Below are 15,793 nucleotides of genomic sequence, written 5' to 3'. Positions count from 1 at the left end.
GACATGAACAGACTGAATGGAAAGACCGCCGTGATCACCGGTGGCGCTACCGGCATCGGCCGCGCCGCAGCAAAGCGCTTCATCGAGGAGGGCGCCTTCGTCTTCATCTTCGGCCGCCGGCAGGAAGCGCTCGACGCGGCTGTGGCCGACCTCGGACCCAATGCTCGCGCGGTGAAGGGCTCGGTCTCGGATGAGGCTGACCTTGATCGCCTCTACGCGGTGGTGAAGGCAGAGCGCAAGACGCTCGACATCGTCTTCGCAAATGCCGGGGCCGGAAGCCCGATTCCGCTCGGCCAGATCACCGCCAAGCACATCGACGAAACCTTCGACACCAATGTCAAGGGTACGATTTTTACGGTCCAGAAGGCGCTGCCGCTAATGGGCAAGGGCGGTTCGATCATCCTGACCGGATCGAGCGCCGGCACCACGGGCGCCCCGGCATTCACCGCCTACAGCGCGAGCAAGGCGGCCGTGCGCAACCTCGCGCGGACCTGGGCGGAGGATCTGAAGGGCACCGGCATCCGCGTAAACGTGCTGTCGCCCGGGGCGACGGCGACCGAACTCGCGAAGGAAGCGCTGGGCGAGGAGGGCCAGAAGGCCTACGGCGCGATGACCCCGCTCCAACGCATGGCCGATCCGGCGGAGATCGGGGCCGTGGCCGCCTTTCTCGCGTCGTCCGACAGCAGCTTCATGACCGCCAGCGAAGTCGCGGTTGACGGCGGCCTTGCGCAACTCTGACGCGCTGCACCCGGCCAGACGCTCCATTTGATTATTCGGAGCGCCATAGGGCTCGTCAGATAACCCAGCCGTTCAGGGCCGGGAAATCAATATCATCACAATATCGGAGAAGCATTATGAGCTATGCAATTGTGGGATTCGGCAAGATAGGCCAGGCCCTTGCCCACGCCTTCGCCCGTAAAAACATCGAGGTGGCCGTCGCGGGCCGCCGTCCGCCCGAGGCGTTGGCGCCGCAGGCTCACGCGATTGGACCCACAATCGTTGCCAAGTCGCTGCGGGATGCGCTCGAGGCCGACACGATCATCCTGGCGGTCCCGTTCGGCGAGCATCGCGAGGTTGCGAAGGCCCTGCCGAGCTGGGAAGGCAAGACAGTCATCGACGCGACGAACACGTTTGGAGTTCCCCCTGAAGAGCTGGACGGCCTCCCGTCCTCCGCCTTCGTCGCGAAGTCGTTCACCGGTGCCAAACTGGTGAAAGGCTTCAATCACCTGATTGCGGCCACCCTGGCTGCCGATCCGATCGTCGAGGGCGGCCACCGGGTCGTCTTTCTGTCGAGCGACGACGAGGACGCGATCGCTCCCGTGGCGGCCTTGGCCAAACAACTCGGCTTCGCACCCGTCAAGCTGGGAAAGTTCGACGAGGGTGGCGCGCTGGTGCACGCACGCGGCCGCACTTGGGGCCAGCTCATCTTCCAGGATTTGTTCAAGAAGGAACAGTAATCGATCTATGATCGTGTGATATCGCCGAGAACTGGTCGCGCGCGCAAACCTCTTCGAGCAGCGCGCGACCGAATATTTAAGGCCACAAAGTAGCGCGAAGGTTGCGATGGACCTGACGGCGTCTGGGCACCGTCCGAACCGGCATGACGACCACGAACTACCCGCAACAGATCCGCATGAACAAGGGATCGCGAAATGCCTCAGCTCAGTTCAAGACCGATCGATGAGGTTGACTAGCCAAGCGGCTACACCGATGCCGGTGTATTCCGCAGGGTTTTTATTCAGATCGTAGGTTTGCCCCTCCGAATAAGGACGCCGTTTCGAGACATGATGCCGCGCCCTTGGCAGGATAGAATCCATCCCCAAGCTAGCCGTGGCGGTCAAGGTGCTATTCCTAAGGCGTTCAGTTCTTGTATTGCTTGCGAAACTTAATCGGGGTGAAACCGGTTTCGCGGCTGAAAAACTTAGCGAAATTGGTTGCCTCCGCGAAACCGAGGTCCTCTGCGATGAGGTAGATGGGCCTGTTGGTATGGACCAGGAGCCGTTTGGCTTCCAAGGCGATGCGAGCCGTGATGGCGTTTTTGGCGCTTTGCCCGGTCGCTTCCAACGCCGCTCGCGTCAGGCTTTTCTCGGTACAGCCTAGAGCTGCCGCATAGGCGGATACCTGATGCCAGCCAGCATAGTTTTGTTCGACTAGCCTGCGAAACCTGGCATAACGCTGCACACCCGGGCTTTGTGCGACGTCAATGCCCATGTGCTGATCCTGCAGGATGGCAAGGCGCAGAAGCAGCGCACAAAGTTCGTATCGCAAGAGCGCGTGTACATCCTTGGGCGGGGCGGGGCTCGTGGCGTCCTGCTGCATCCTGGCGATCGCCTCATTCACAGCGCCGAAATCGGCAGTGAGTAGGGATAGGTGATCCGGCAGCCGATCCAGACCCAGGACAGGCAGCAGATCGGCAGTCGTTTGCATCTCCGATGGGAGGAATTCTGCGCGGAACAGGACCATCCACCCGTCCCAGCCTTTATCACTACCGAAACTGTGAACCTGCCCGGGCCTCAACAAGAGGAGGGATCCGGCCGCACAATCGACCGGCTGGAAGTCCACGACCTGGGTCACCGCACCCTCGGTCACGCAGATCAGCGTGTGGAAGGAATAATGGTACAGCGCCAGGATATGTTCGGAGGTCACGCGGCGGCGCAAGTCCGAAAAATGAAATACCTCAACATCCAGATCGCGCCCGCTCGGACGGTAATTGAGTTGATCCAGCTTCGCTCGGCTCTTTGTCATTCGCGTTGCGCCAATTCCGGTCGAACATGTCCGATAAGTATCATATTTCGGCGACTACGAACCACGACGGAATGGGATGCTACCCATTATTATCACTCTTATGAACTGCGAAGGGCACTTCGCAGCAGGTTTCAACATCTGCAAATGAGAGACCGAAATGACGACTATCGACATCGGAAAAGCCTATATCAAAGCCGTCCAGACCGGCGATCAGGCCACGCTCGGCGAACTGCTTTCGCCCCAGGTCATTTGGCATCAGCCGGGCAATAACCAGTTCTCGGGCACCAAGAACGGCATTGTCGAGTTTGGTGCCATGATGGCAAAGTCTGGTGGTAGTTTCGCCATCACCCATGCCCATCGCTATCTCGCCAACGGCGACCTGGTTGCCATCGAAATCCAGTTCGCCGGTCAACGCGAAGGCGCCAAAGTCGACCAGCCCGGTATCGATCTGCTGCGCGTGCAGGATGGCAAGATCGTCGAAGTCTGGCTGTTCTCCTCCGATCCGGAAGAAGAGGACCAGTTCTGGGGCAAATAAGTCACCGCATCTGGGGCAGCGGAACGAAAGCGGCCCTGCTCCAACTACTTGTCCATTTTCCAAGGAGCTTCGCGATAAGCGCGAATAACGAGCAGATCGTCACTGCGCCTACCAGCGAATTTTCGGTGATTTGGACGGCTCTGCAGTGGACGATTAGATGAGCAACGATTGGGACTACTTGCGACGCCGGGCTCACCTTCACGAAGAAGAGGTCAACCACGCGCAGCTAGTGTCACGTTGCCGGGTTCTCCAGCCCTTCCACCAGCGTATTCAAGGCCGCACCCAAGGGGGCCGATCCGACCTTCTCGGGCACTAGGAGACCATCGATCGCAAGCATGGTCATACCGTGGATGAGCCCCCACCAGGCTACCGCCTGACCTTCTATCGGCCGCTTGCGAATGCTCCCCGCGGCTTGGCCGCGCCGGAGGATTTCGAGCGCAACATCAAACACCGCGAGCGCCCGCTCATTGAGATGCAGCCCTGCGACTTTCTCCTCCCCCGCGCTGAACATCAGGCGGTAGAGAGCCGGGTTGTTCGTTCCGAACTCGACGTAGGCGTGAGCGACCGGAGTAATTTCGTCGCGCAGAGATTTGGGCGCCTTCGGCTTCGCGGCCGATAGCGACTGCCGCAGCCGGTCGAAGCCAATCATGGCGAGTTCCGCAAGCAGCGCGGCTTTATCGGGAAAATGCTTGTAGGGTGCCGCGTGGCTGACGCCAGCCCGGCGCGCGACTTCCCGCAGCGTGAACTGCCAGCCCTTTTCCTCGGCAAGCATATCCAATGCCGTCTCGATAATCGCACGACGGAGATCACCGTGGTGATAGGGGCGGTTGGGTGCGTCCTGCATGATGCCTCAAAGTTTCTTGTGATTACATTGTTGACAGTGAATACATAAGTGCTTATGTCAGGGCCGAAGTTTCTCCTGTCTACATCGGAGTGGGCCATGAACGCAACCGCAAACATCACCGACGCTGATCGGCTAAGTGGTCTCCTTGCCGCCCAGCGTGCCGCCTTCCTGCTTGACGGTGCGCCTTCGCTGGCGCAGCGACGCGCCGATCTGACAAAACTGAGGGCGGCGATCATCAGCCACCGCAAAGCGATCGAAGACGCCATCAATACCGATTTCGGCCATCGCTCACGGTATGAAACTGCGATCATGGAGATCGTGGTCGTTGCCGAAGGTGTGAAGTATCTGATCCGCAATCTTCGTAGATTCATGGCTCCGACCCGCCGCCATGTCGCTATGACGATGCGAATGGGTAACGCGCGCATCGAATATCAACCGCTCGGCGTCGTCGGCGTAATGTCTCCCTGGAACTACCCGATCAACCTTGCCCTTATGCCGGTTGCCACGGCCATTGCCGCCGGAAACCGGGTGATGCTGAAACCTTCGGAGTTCACGCCCGTCACCAATGCACTGCTCGCCAAGATGCTCGGCGAGATCTTCCCTGAGGACCAGTTCGCGATCGTCACTGGTGATGCGGCGGTGGGAGCGGCGTTCACGGCTCTGCCGTTCGACCATCTCGTCTTCACCGGCAGCACCGCCGTGGGGCGGGCGGTGATGAAGGCCGCCAGCGACAACCTCGTCCCGGTTACGCTGGAGCTGGGGGGTAAATCACCGACTATCATCGCCAAGGGGCTCTCTCTCGACCGAGCGGCCGCGGCCGTGGTGTTCGGTAAGCTGGTCAACGCTGGTCAAACGTGCATCGCCCCGGACTACGCTCTCGTCCACGAAGACGATCTTGACGCGTTCGTTGCCGCGTATGGCCGACAGGTAGCGTCTTTCTACCCGGCTGGCCCGACAAGTGAGCACTACACTTCCATCGTAAACGAGCGGCAATATGTCCGGATCCGGGGCCTGATCGAAGATGCCAGAGCCAAGGGAGCCCGGATCATCGAGGCCGGCAACCGGCCCGGCGATGCGTCCAACCGTTCCAATACGCTGGCCCCAACCGTGATGCTCGGCGTGACCGACGACATGCGCATCGCTCATGAAGAAATCTTCGGTCCAATCCTGCCGATCTTTCCCTACCGCGACATCGGTGACGCAATCGCCTATGTCAACGCGCGGCCCCGGCCGCTCGCGCTCTACTATTTCGGAGCCGATAACGAAGATCGACGCAACGTGCTGAGTCGAACAACCTCAGGCAACGTCACAATCAACGGCACGATCATGCACATTGCCCAGGACGACCTGCCCTTCGGTGGCGTTGGGCCGAGCGGCATGGGCGCTTACCACGGCATTGAGGGCTTCCGCAGCCTCAGCCATGCCAAGGGCATCTATGAGCAGGGTCGATGGAACCTCTCCAGCCTGCTGCATGCCCCGTTCAAGCAGCCCATCGATGCGATCCTTAAAATGATACTTCGATGACCGGCCTTCCTTCCCCATGAATTCAAGGAGAGTCAGCACATGACCACCGACACGTCGTTGCCGCTACGCGGCGCATGCGAATGCGGCGCTTACTCGTTCGAGGTGCATACCTCACCGAAAGCCAGGTTTCGGTGCCACTGCCTGATCTGCCAGGCGTTCAACGGCAAACCGTTCGCCGATGTTGTCGCTATTCGCGCCAAGGATGTGGCACTGAAAGGTGCCGATAATATCTCGTTCAAGAAGTATCGTTCACCGCCGAACTTCGATCGCGGGCTCTGCCGCACTTGCGGCAATCCGGTCGTAGAGGTTATGGGGGCGGGGCGACTCAAGGTGATGTTCATTCCGACCAGCAACTTCGGCCCGCAAACCCGGCTGCCGCCGGTACGGATGGACATCTTCTATCACCGTCGTGTGATGGACATGGCAGACAGTTTACCCAAGTACAGCGGCTATTTCGCGAGCGAGTTCGCGGTCGGGAAACTGATCATGGGTGGTTTGCAGGGCTCCAGCTAAAGCACCGTTCGCGCGGAAGAGCCACGTGAAGGGCAGCTTTCAGATTGTGTCTCAAAGGCCTTGATTGCAAAAAAAGTATCGTCAGGCGGAAAACGGACTGACGGCACTTTTCTTAGACGTTTGGCCGCACACGACGACTACCTTCAAAAGTACCGTCAGACAGATCCGCCACACTTTCGCCGCCCGTGACCGCCGCCGGACAACTCTAGCCAAATCAGTCGCTTAAGTACATCGGCGGTTCAGTTGATGATGCATCGGATAGTGCGCGGCACAGTTCGAAAATCGTTGTATTGTCAACGACAGAATTCGACTTCCTACGCCAGGCTGCGCTATTCCCTACTCCCACTCGATCGTACCAGGCGGCTTACTCGTCACGTCATAAACGACGCGGTTGATGCCACGCACCTCGTTGATGATGCGGGTCGCGGCGCGGCCGAGGAATTCCATGTCGTAGTGGTAGAAGTCCGCCGTCATGCCGTCGACGGAGGTGACGGCGCGCAGCGCGCAGACGAATTCATAGGTGCGCCCGTCGCCCATGACGCCGACGGTCTGGACGGGGAGCAGCACGGCAAAGGCCTGCCAGATGGCGTCGTAGAGGCCGGCTTTGCGGATTTCGTCGAGATAGATCGCATCGGCCTCGCGCAGGATCTCCAGCTTTTCGCGGGTGATGCCGCCCGGGCAACGGATCGCAAGGCCGGGGCCTGGGAAGGGGTGGCGGCCGATGAAGCTGTCGGGCAGCCCGAGCTCGCGGCCGAGCGCGCGCACTTCGTCCTTGAAGAGCTCGCGCAAGGGTTCCACGAGCTGCATTTTCATGCGCTCCGGCAGACCGCCGACATTGTGGTGCGATTTGATCGTCACCGACGGGCCGCCGGTGAAGGAAACGCTCTCAATCACGTCGGGATAGAGCGTGCCCTGGCCGAGGAAGTCGGCGCCGCCGAGTTTCTTCGCTTCTTCTTCGAAGGTCTCGATGAACAGCCGGCCGATGATCTTGCGCTTGGTTTCCGGGTCGCTGACGCCTTCGAGTTCGCCGATGAAGCGATCGGCGGCATCGACGTGCAGCAGGTGCAGATTGTAGTGCTCGCGGAACATGGCGACGACGCCGGCCGCCTCGTCCTTGCGCATCAACCCGTGGTCGACGAGGATGCAGGTCAGCTGGTCGCCGACGGCCTCGTGGATCAAGAGCGCTGCGACGGAACTGTCGACGCCGCCCGAAAGCGCGCAGATGACGCGCTTGTCGCCCACCCGCGCGCGGATCTGCTCGACCGCCTTCTGGCGATAGGCCGACATCGACCAGTCGCCCTTGATGCCGGCGATGTTGTGAATGAAATTGCCGATCAGCTTGGCGCCGTCAGGCGTATGCACGACTTCCGGGTGGAACTGCACGCCGTAATATTTGCGCTTCTCGTCGGCGATGAAGGCATAGGGCGCGTTGGAGGAGGTGGCGACCACCTCGAAACCATCCGGCAGCGCGGTGACGCGGTCGCCATGGCTCATCCAGACCTGGTGGCGCGAGCCGGAGGACCAGAGGCCCTCGAACAGCTGGCAGTCCCTGTCGACATCGAGGAAGGCGCGGCCGAATTCGCGGTGATGGCCGCTCTCGACCTTGCCGCCGAGCTGCATGCACATTGTCTGCTGGCCATAGCAGATGCCGAACACCGGCAGACCGCTGTCGAAGATGATCTGAGGCGCTCGCGGCGATCCCTCGTCCACCGTGGAAGCCGGGCTGCCGGACAGGATCACGGCCTTCGGCTGCAGGCGGTGGAAGCCTTCTTCGGCCGATTGGAAGGGGACGATCTCGCAATAGACGCCGGCCTCGCGCACGCGTCGTGCGATGAGCTGGGTCACCTGGCTGCCGAAATCGACGATGAGAACGGAGTCGGGATGTGCTGTCTGGGTCATGGCGAGGCTTTAATGAAAAGCGCTTCGCCTGGCAATCCGGGAAATCGGCGGCATCAGGTTTTTATTGTTGCAATTGTCCCCGCGCGTCTGACAAGGCGCGGGGCGCTGAAGGGCTCAGAACCAGAAAACCCCGTCCTCCAGCGCCGTGAACAGACTATCGACGCCGTAAGAGAGCTTGCGGTCGACGATGTGCAGATATTCGGTCCAGCCCGAAATATGCTGCAGCTCGACGGCGCCGTCGGAAATGCCGCGGAGGCCGATCAGCGGCAGCTTGTAGCCCTGGCAGGCGCGCAGTACCGCATAGGTCTCCATATCGACCATGTCGGCGTCGACGCCCGTGTAGGCGGCACCTGAGATGATGTTGCCGCCGGTGGAAAGGCTTGCTTCGGCAATGCCGGGAATGCGCAGCGGCAGTTCGAGCGTTGCCGGCAGGTCGAGAAAGGGTGTCTTGCCCTTTTCGAAGCCGAGCGGCGAGGCATCCATGTCGCGGTAGGAAACCGAGGTCACCTGATAGATTTCGGTCTGCTCCAGTTTCGCCGAGCCGGCCGAGCCGAGGGACACGACGAGATCGGGCAGGTCGTCGGCTGCATCCAGCCGTGCCAATGTCTTGCTCAGCGCGATGGCGGCCTCGACCGGGCCGACGCCTGTCATCAGCGGTTCGATGCGCGAACGCAGGAAGGGACCGTATTCGGCCTCCGCCGCCATGACGAAAAGAATGGATTTCCCCGCGACCGATTTCAGTTCGAACTTCATCCCGTAATGCCCTCTCTACCGCGGATCACCATCATCGTTCCGGTCATGGAGGCGATGAGTTTCGCCGGCCCGTCGCCGATCGCGTAGCCTCGTCCGTCGGCGACGATGATGGTGGAGCCGGGTTTGGTGATTTCCCCGCGAAACAGGAAACGATCGCCACGCCCCGGCGACATGAGATTGACCTTGAACTCGATCGTCAGGATCGAGGCCTCCGGGTCGATGACGCTGTAGGCGGCAAAGCCGCAGGCCGAATCGAGCGCTGCGGAAATGATGCCTGCGTGCAGGATGCCGTGCTGCTGTGTCAGTTTGACGTCGAAGGGCAGCTCGATCTCGACGACGCCGTGCTCGACGCGCGTCAGCTCCGCGCCGATTGTCTCCATCGCCGCCTGCCGCGCAAAATTACGGCGGATTCGCGCGCGGAAATCGCCCCTGTCAGTCTCGCTCATGTCTGCCCCTCTTACAGCCGCGAAAATGGCATGGCGCGCCGCATTCGACAAGCTGGACATTGCTGAAATCGGTCCGGGCGCCGATGGAAACCCAGGACCGTGTCGCCGGGGCAACCTTTCACCTTTCCGTCGCCGGGCAAGCCGGTACCGCTGGCCAATACCGCTGGCCAGTACCGCTTGATTATGGCGATCCGATGCGAAGACGATTGCAGCTTCGCGCGGTGCGCGTATTCTTCGCATCGGGTCGCGAAATGATGGAGCGCCGGCATGACGACGATATCGCAATCGGTGCGGAATTTCGAGACTTGGCTGGCCGGCGAACTCGGCGACGATCTCGTCAAGGACGATCTCAGGGAGAAGCACGAGAAGATGCGAAGCGGCGATTTCGTCTTCCTGCGCGCCACCTATTGGCGCTGGTGCGAGATCATCCTCGATATCTGTCCGGAACTCACAGGCGCGCCCGAGGTGCTGGCGATCGGCGATACGCATCTGGAGAATTTCGGCACCTGGCGCGATATCGAGGGCCGGCTTGTCTGGGGCGTCAATGATTTCGACGACGCGGCGGTGATGCCCTATGCATTTGATCTCGTTCGCCTTGCAACAAGCGCCGTCTTGGCGCGCGGTGACGACGGTCCCTCGGTTCGCATGATCGGCGAATTGATCTTGAGCGGCTATCGCAGGGGCCTTGAAAATCCGCTGCCCGTCATCCTCGAGCGCGACCACAAATGGCTGCGCAAGGCGTTGATGCTGCCGAATTCCGGACGCAGGGAATTCTGGGAGAAATACGAAATGTTGCTTCCCGGCAGTAAGCCGCCGCCGCCAGCCTACGCCAAGGCGCTCGCCGCCGCGCTGCCGTCCGGAACGGCGCCCTTCGTGCCGAAGCCGCGCAGCGGCGGCACCGGCAGTCTCGGCCGGCCGCGTTTCGTCGCCTATGCCGAATGGCAGGGCGGGCCGGTGCTGCGTGAGGCAAAGGCGCTGCTGCCGTCGGCCTGGTCGCTTCGCCACAGGCCACAGGACGTGGCGATCCATGCAAGCGAGATCGCCAATGGGCGGGCGCGCTCAGCCGATCCGCACTACCGGGTTTCCGGCCGCATCCTCGTGCGCCGGCTCTCGCCGAACAGCTGCAAGATCGAAATCGACCGGCGTCCCGAGATCCTGCTTTCGCCGACAATGCTCGAACTGATGGGCTTTGAGATCGCCAATTGCCATTCCGACGATGCGGCAGCGGTTGCGGCGATCCTGAAGGATCTGGCGGTGCGGGGAAACGAATGGCTGCACGAGGCGGCAAGAGCGGCGGCATCGAGCGTCAGCGCCGAGCAGAAAGCCTATTCGCGTTCCGGCTAGAGCTCTGCTTCTCTCATTTAGATCCGCACGATGTGCTGATCCCAGGCGACGTCGCTGCGGGTCGACAGGAAATCGCCGTCATAGGAGGAGACGGCAAAGCCGCTCTTTGCCGGCGCGATGCCCGCTGCATCCGGAATGGTCGCTTCGGCCAGCACCTTGCCCGTCCTTGCGTCGATCGTCACCGAGGCGCCGCCCTTCGGTGAGGTGATGCCGACGAGACCTTCGCTGCGATTGACCGCGATCGCTCCGACGTAATTGGCTAGCCGGCGCGTCGTCTCCTCCGGCAGGTCGATGAAGGAGAGATTCTCGCCTTTGGCGAAATGGCCGACAAGCGGCGGCAAATCCTTGCGGTGACCTTCGTACTGGCAGGCGAACCAGATGCGGCCCTCGCCGCCGAGATCGACGTGGCGAGTGGAGAGTTCCGCCCATTCCGCCGGCAGCATATGTTTTTCGATCAGCGCTCCGGTCGCCGCATCGATCAGCGCCAGCGACGGCTGCATCTCGCCGAGATTGAGCTTGGTGCGGCCGAAATCCGGATGCGTCTCTATGCCGCCATTGGCGACGATGAGCAGGCGTCCGTCGTCGGAAACCGTCATGTCGTGCGGGCCGATGCCGTAGGTCTCGAATTCGCCGATGCGGGTGAAGCGGTTCGTGGCGTCGTAGAGACCGATCATGCCGCGATTGCCGTCGAAGTCGTTCTCGCTGGCATAGAGCAGACGACCATCGGGAGAGAAAGCGCCATGACCGTAGAAATGCCGGCCCTCTGGCGAACTGATGGCGACCGGCTCGCCCTTGTTCCGGGGATCGAAGATCATCGCAAAGGTGCCCGGCCGGCGCGCGAAGGCGACCGTCTTGCCGGTGCTGGCGCTGAAGGCCATGCCGTGGGCGCGGGCGGGAAGCGTCATCTGATCGACGATCTCGCCGCGCTCGGTCACGGTCGCAATGGCAAAGGAGCCGTCGGCTGCCCGAATGCCCGAGGCATAGACCGCATCAGTCTGCTCCAGCGCCATCAGCGACCTTGGTGTCAAGGTGGCAAGGAAGCCGAGGCCGGCCGCCTTGACGAAGCTGCGTCGGTTGATTGCGGCACTTCGCATCATCGTCTCAATCTCCGTCCGAAAAGGAAAAGCCGGCCGAAAGGCCGATCGCTGCGCCATATTCGTCGCTGATCCGGGTGATCAGGTTGCGGCTGTCGGCAAGCAGCGTATCGAGCTTGGCCTTCTCTGCATCGCTCGTGGCGACGTCGATGTCGGGATTGAGCTTCGGTACGCTGTCGAGCAGCGATTTGAAGTCCTCGTCGATCGAGGCGGCAATCGGTTGCTTGTCCGGCGGCAGAAGCTCGGCCATGCCGGCCTTCTGCCAGAGCGTGCGCAGGCCTTCCAGATTGGCGGCCATCGATTTCCAGGTATTCTTGGAGCGCCAGTAGATCGCCATGCGCGGCCGTGGCGCAGCGTCCTTGCCCTTGTAGAACTGCTCCAGCCGCTGGTCGCGGACATTCTCCGCACCATGGACGAGAATGCCGAGCAGCGCCGTCACTGCTTCCTTGTTGTCCATGAAATCGTTGCTCTGCGGGCCTGTATGTTTCCAGCTCGCCTGCACGCCGTCGGGCTTTTCCCAGGCGGCGACGACTTCGCCGGCTTCACGCTGGATATTGCCGGCGACCGCCTGGCCGTAAAGGCAGCGGAAGCCGTTTTTCTTCCCGACGAGATCGTTGGAGCCATTGCCGTAGAGCACGTATTCCAGCGCCGTCAGGCCTTGCAGCGCAACACTCTTGCCGGCGATCGCATCGACCGTTGCATCCTTCGGATCGGCCTTGGCGATCAGCGCCTGCACCTGCTTGAGGCCGACGCCCTTGCGGTCGGGATAAAACAGGATGTGCTCGAAGAGATTGTCCTGGATAACCGGTCCGGTCTGGACGATTTCGATGATCGACCAATAGCGGATCGTATCGTCGAAGGCCGATTTCGCCTTGTCGAGCGTCTGCTGCGTGCCGTCGCTGCAAAGATCCTTCATCGCCGTCGTCAGCCGGGCGGCCGATTGCTGCATGTTGCGATAGCCGGGACGGATCACCTCGTCGACGGCGCGCTGCATGACGGCGGGAACGGCATCCTCGTTCAGCCCTGCCGGGGGAGCTACGGTCTGGGCGGCTGCTGATGTGGCGAGGCCGATCAGAGTAAGGCAGAGCAGGGGGTGCCAAAGGCGCATCAAAGTGACTCCAGGAATGTAATCAGGGCCGCCCTGTCGTCTTTCGGCAGGGAGGAGAAAGCGTTGCGGGCCTTTTCAGCTTCACCGCCATGCCAAAGGATCGCTTCGGTGAGGCTCCGCGCACGGCCGTCATGCAGGAAAAAGCTGTGTCCGCTGACAGTCCGGGTCAGTCCTATACCCCATAGCGGCGGCGTGCGCCATTCACGTCCGCTTGCAAGGCCGACCTGCTGTCCGTCGGCAAGCCCGTCGCCCATGTCGTGCAGAAGAAAGTCGGAATAGGGCCAGATCAGCTGGAAGGACTGTGCTTTTTCGGGCGTATCCCGCCGGGTGACGAATTTCGGCACGTGGCAGGAAATGCAGCCGCTTTCGTAGAAGATCCGCTTGCCCCGCAGCGTCTCGGCGAAGCTTGCCTTGCGCCGTGCCGGAACGGCGAGATTTTCGGAATAAAAGGTCACGAGGTCGAGAATGGGACCCGGCGCTTCTTCTGCGCCCAGCCGTTTCTGCACCCCGGTCGGCATATCAAGGCATTTTTCTTCCGCCCTGGTGCAGTCGCCCTGCGCATTCGACTGATCGGGCGTCGAGATGCCGATATCATTGGCGAAGGCATCGGCACTCTGGTCGCGCACCGTGGCGTTCTGCGCCTTCCAGCCGAATCGTCCGAGCGCGATCTTGCCGCTGCGATGGTCGCGCACGATCGCCGCCTTCCCCGAAATGCCGTCGCCATCGGCATCGTCCGGATCGGCATGGGCGAGGATATCGGCTTCGGGAATGGCCTCGATCAGTCCGAGGCCGATCATCGCCGAGGCGACACGCGGCGAAATTGTCGTCGCGGGATCGAGCGGTCCATAGGCGGGATTGACAACCGCATAGCTCGGCCGGCGCAGCGACGCGATCTCGCCGTCGACGAGCGTCACCCTCTCTTCGCGGTAGCTGATCGCCATTTTCCCCTCGGCGGCAAGGCCGGGAACGGCGAGGTCCTGCAGCTGATGGCCGTAGACTGGATCGGGAAAATTGACGACATCAGCACGCGCAACCGCCTTTTCTTCCTCCGGCGTCCTGGCCGCACGGGAAAGCCGCAGCAACATCGAGGTGGCGCTCGGGCCTCCCTCCGGCGGCCTGCCGCGGCCATCATTGACATGGCAGCTCATGCAGGAGCGGGCGTTGAACAGCGGCCCGAGACCATCGGAGGCCTGCGTCGAGGACGGAGCGGACACCCAGAGCTTGCGGAAGAGCGCGTTGCCGAGCTTGAAATTCTGCTCTTCCTCGAAGGGGATATTGGCCGAAATATGCGAGAAGCTGTCCTCGGTGACAGGGTCGATCGAGGTCGTCGCCCCTGCCTGCATGGCCTCGTATTGTTCGGCCTTGGAAAAATCCGCCGTCGGCCGGGTGACGTCGGCGACGCGTTGCAGATCGGCTTCGGAAAGGTCGGTACGTTTCGTCGGCAGATCGAAACCGGCGGCGATGCTGACGGAATAACCGGCAAGTGTGGCGCAGAGCGCTGCGCTGGCGATCAATCGGCGGGCCGGGACATGCGACATTTCAGGGTCCGGGCCGCCCCGGCTTTCGAAGCGGCCCGCCTTTTTGCTTATTTGAAGACGGCGTTAGGATTATCCAAGCTGTCGGAACCTTCAAGCTGAACCGTGCCGAGATCGAGTGCGGCAATGACGCGCTGCACCGATTTCGTCTGGTCGATCAGGCCGTCGATGGCGGCCTGGACGACGGCGTTGCCGTCCTTGTTGCCCTCGCCGATCATCTGGTCGTACTTCTCGACGGTCTCGCCGCGCTTTGCCATGGCATTCATCGCATCGAGCGTCTTGTTGAGCTTGCCTTCCACTTCGGCATCGAGCGCCTTGTCCTTGGCGGCCACCAGATCGTGCAGCGACGGGCCGCTGAGCTTGGTGCCGTCGGCGCGGGTATAGTTGCCGGTGTAGGCAGCAGCGATGCCGATCGCGTCGTTGAGATGCGAGTTGTAGGTGTTGTCCGAGAAGCAATCATGTTCTTCTTCCGGATCGTGCAGCAAGAGGCCGAGCTTCATGCGCTCGCCGGCAAGCTCGCCGTAGGAAAGCGAACCCATGCCCGTCAGAATCGCCACGAGGCCGGCCTTCGGATCGGCTTCGATGTTCTTGGTCGCCGCACCGTCCGGCGTCCAGTTGTCGGTCATTTCCTGCAGGTCGGAAACCAGCAGGGTGGAGGCGGACTTCAGATATTCGGCGCGCCGGTCGCAATTGCCGTGCGTGCAATTCTTGAGGTCGTAATCGGTTGCCGGGCGGTCGCCGGCGCCAGGGCCCGTGCCGTTCAGATCCTGTCCCCAGAGCAGGAATTCGATGGCGTGGTAGCCGGTCGCGACATTGGCTTCGATGCCGCCGGCCTCGGCCAGCGTGCCGGAGAGGAATTCCGGCGTCAGCTTGGAGGCGTCGACATCCTTGCCGTCGATCTTGATCGTCTTGTTGGCAATGACATTGGCCACATAGAGAGAATTTTCGTCGCTCTCGGTGCCGTAGGAGGCATCGACATAGTCGACCAGGCCTTCATCGAGCGGCCATGCATTGACCCTGCCTTCCCAGTCGTCGACAATCGGATTGCCGAAGCGATAGACTTCCGTCTGCTGGTAGGGAACGCGCGCCTTGATCCATGCCTCCCGGGCGGCCTTGAGCGTCGCATCGGTCGGCGCCTTCAGAAAGGCGTCGATCGCAGCGTCGAGCGCCTTGGCCGTCGTCAGCGAGTCCTCGTATTTCGCATGCGCCACATCGGCATAGTGTTTCACCACGCTAGCGGCATCGGTCTCGGCATGCGCGGGAAGGGCGAGCAGGGCGGCGGGGGCGATCGCCAGCACGGCTGCACGGAATTTGCGGTTGAGCTTCATGATCCTCTCCTGTGACGGGATTTTCCGTCTACGGCACCGGCCCGAAAATCGGAATCGATTTTCGGAAAGCGCGATGCGTCGATTCAAAGTGTTACAGCGTCCTTTGCGCGTCTGATAAGACGCGC

The 15,793-nt window shown here is 61.6% G+C and carries 15 protein-coding genes; 6 read left to right on the top strand and 9 right to left on the bottom strand.

Features of this window, described 5'->3' with window-relative positions; translation table 11 throughout:
- Nucleotides 1-3 precede the first annotated feature (3 nt).
- Nucleotides 4-738 carry an SDR family NAD(P)-dependent oxidoreductase gene (locus ACS4RR_RS01055; protein WP_260111089.1) on the top strand — a complete coding sequence of 245 codons (735 nt, stop codon included), beginning with the start codon at nucleotides 4-6 and terminating at the stop codon, nucleotides 736-738.
- Nucleotides 739-854: 116 nt separating this feature from the next.
- A complete protein-coding gene (locus ACS4RR_RS01050) occupies nucleotides 855-1,457 on the top strand; it encodes an NADPH-dependent F420 reductase (protein WP_260109880.1) in 603 nt (200 codons plus the stop codon).
- A 403-nt stretch (nucleotides 1,458-1,860) separates the two neighbouring features.
- Here ACS4RR_RS01050 and ACS4RR_RS01045 read toward each other — a convergent pair whose 3' ends face one another.
- Nucleotides 1,861-2,745 (bottom strand): helix-turn-helix domain-containing protein, encoded by an 885-nt coding sequence (locus ACS4RR_RS01045; protein ID WP_260109881.1) that lies wholly within the window; start codon nucleotides 2,743-2,745, stop codon nucleotides 1,861-1,863.
- A gap of 157 nt (nucleotides 2,746-2,902) precedes the next feature.
- On the opposite strand from ACS4RR_RS01045, the gene ACS4RR_RS01040 reads away from it, so the two are divergent.
- Nucleotides 2,903-3,280: a nuclear transport factor 2 family protein gene (locus ACS4RR_RS01040; protein WP_260109882.1), complete on the top strand. Its 378-nt coding sequence runs from the start codon at nucleotides 2,903-2,905 to the stop codon at nucleotides 3,278-3,280.
- Between the two features lie 232 nt (nucleotides 3,281-3,512).
- On the opposite strand, the gene ACS4RR_RS01035 is transcribed toward ACS4RR_RS01040, so the two are convergent.
- The gene (locus ACS4RR_RS01035; protein ID WP_456189588.1) at nucleotides 3,513-4,124 is read right to left on the bottom strand and encodes a TetR/AcrR family transcriptional regulator; all 612 of its coding nucleotides are present in this window, start codon (nucleotides 4,122-4,124) and stop codon (nucleotides 3,513-3,515) included.
- A 96-nt stretch (nucleotides 4,125-4,220) separates the two neighbouring features.
- On the opposite strand from ACS4RR_RS01035, the gene ACS4RR_RS01030 reads away from it, so the two are divergent.
- Both ACS4RR_RS01030 and ACS4RR_RS01025 read left to right on the top strand, forming a co-directional pair.
- The gene (locus ACS4RR_RS01030; protein ID WP_456189587.1) at nucleotides 4,221-5,648 is read left to right on the top strand and encodes a coniferyl aldehyde dehydrogenase; all 1,428 of its coding nucleotides are present in this window, start codon (nucleotides 4,221-4,223) and stop codon (nucleotides 5,646-5,648) included.
- Between the two features lie 39 nt (nucleotides 5,649-5,687).
- Nucleotides 5,688-6,161, top strand: coding sequence for a GFA family protein (locus ACS4RR_RS01025; RefSeq protein ID WP_260109885.1), 474 nt, complete (start codon nucleotides 5,688-5,690; stop codon nucleotides 6,159-6,161).
- Between the two features lie 336 nt (nucleotides 6,162-6,497).
- Here ACS4RR_RS01025 and guaA read toward each other — a convergent pair whose 3' ends face one another.
- From guaA to ACS4RR_RS01010, 3 genes are all read right to left on the bottom strand, one after another.
- Nucleotides 6,498-8,060 (bottom strand): glutamine-hydrolyzing GMP synthase, encoded by a 1,563-nt coding sequence (guaA, locus tag ACS4RR_RS01020; protein ID WP_456189586.1) that lies wholly within the window; start codon nucleotides 8,058-8,060, stop codon nucleotides 6,498-6,500.
- A gap of 114 nt (nucleotides 8,061-8,174) precedes the next feature.
- Nucleotides 8,175-8,813, bottom strand: a complete 639-nt coding sequence (locus ACS4RR_RS01015) for a 5'-methylthioadenosine/S-adenosylhomocysteine nucleosidase (RefSeq protein WP_017966649.1) — start codon at nucleotides 8,811-8,813, stop codon at nucleotides 8,175-8,177.
- Nucleotides 8,810-9,259: a PaaI family thioesterase gene (locus tag ACS4RR_RS01010; protein ID WP_170280245.1), complete on the bottom strand. Its 450-nt coding sequence runs from the start codon at nucleotides 9,257-9,259 to the stop codon at nucleotides 8,810-8,812. Before ACS4RR_RS01010 ends, ACS4RR_RS01015 begins: the two co-directional genes overlap by 4 nt.
- Nucleotides 9,260-9,526: 267 nt before the next feature.
- Here ACS4RR_RS01010 and ACS4RR_RS01005 point away from each other — a divergent pair, with 267 nt between their 5' ends.
- A complete protein-coding gene (locus ACS4RR_RS01005; protein WP_260297576.1) occupies nucleotides 9,527-10,603 on the top strand; it encodes a DUF2252 family protein in 1,077 nt (358 codons plus the stop codon).
- Nucleotides 10,604-10,620: 17 nt separating this feature from the next.
- Here ACS4RR_RS01005 and ACS4RR_RS01000 read toward each other — a convergent pair whose 3' ends face one another.
- Genes ACS4RR_RS01000 through ACS4RR_RS00985 form a run of 4 tightly spaced genes read right to left on the bottom strand, consistent with a single transcriptional unit; the run spans nucleotide 10,621 to nucleotide 15,668 of the window.
- The gene (locus ACS4RR_RS01000) at nucleotides 10,621-11,700 is read right to left on the bottom strand and encodes a DUF1513 domain-containing protein (protein WP_456189585.1); all 1,080 of its coding nucleotides are present in this window, start codon (nucleotides 11,698-11,700) and stop codon (nucleotides 10,621-10,623) included.
- A gap of 4 nt (nucleotides 11,701-11,704) precedes the next feature.
- Nucleotides 11,705-12,805: an imelysin family protein gene (locus ACS4RR_RS00995; protein WP_260297579.1), complete on the bottom strand. Its 1,101-nt coding sequence runs from the start codon at nucleotides 12,803-12,805 to the stop codon at nucleotides 11,705-11,707.
- Nucleotides 12,805-14,343 (bottom strand): di-heme oxidoreductase family protein, encoded by a 1,539-nt coding sequence (locus tag ACS4RR_RS00990; protein ID WP_456189584.1) that lies wholly within the window; start codon nucleotides 14,341-14,343, stop codon nucleotides 12,805-12,807. Before ACS4RR_RS00990 ends, ACS4RR_RS00995 begins: the two co-directional genes overlap by 1 nt.
- A 47-nt stretch (nucleotides 14,344-14,390) precedes the next feature.
- Nucleotides 14,391-15,668: an imelysin family protein gene (locus tag ACS4RR_RS00985; protein ID WP_260057118.1), complete on the bottom strand. Its 1,278-nt coding sequence runs from the start codon at nucleotides 15,666-15,668 to the stop codon at nucleotides 14,391-14,393.
- Nucleotides 15,669-15,793: the final 125 nt, after the last annotated feature.

This window comes from Rhizobium zaerense (genome assembly GCF_051810725.1).
Lineage (GTDB): Bacteria > Pseudomonadota > Alphaproteobacteria > Rhizobiales > Rhizobiaceae > Rhizobium > Rhizobium leguminosarum_I.
Note: the sequence above shows the minus strand (reverse complement) of the source record. Positions and strands in the feature narration are given on the sequence as shown.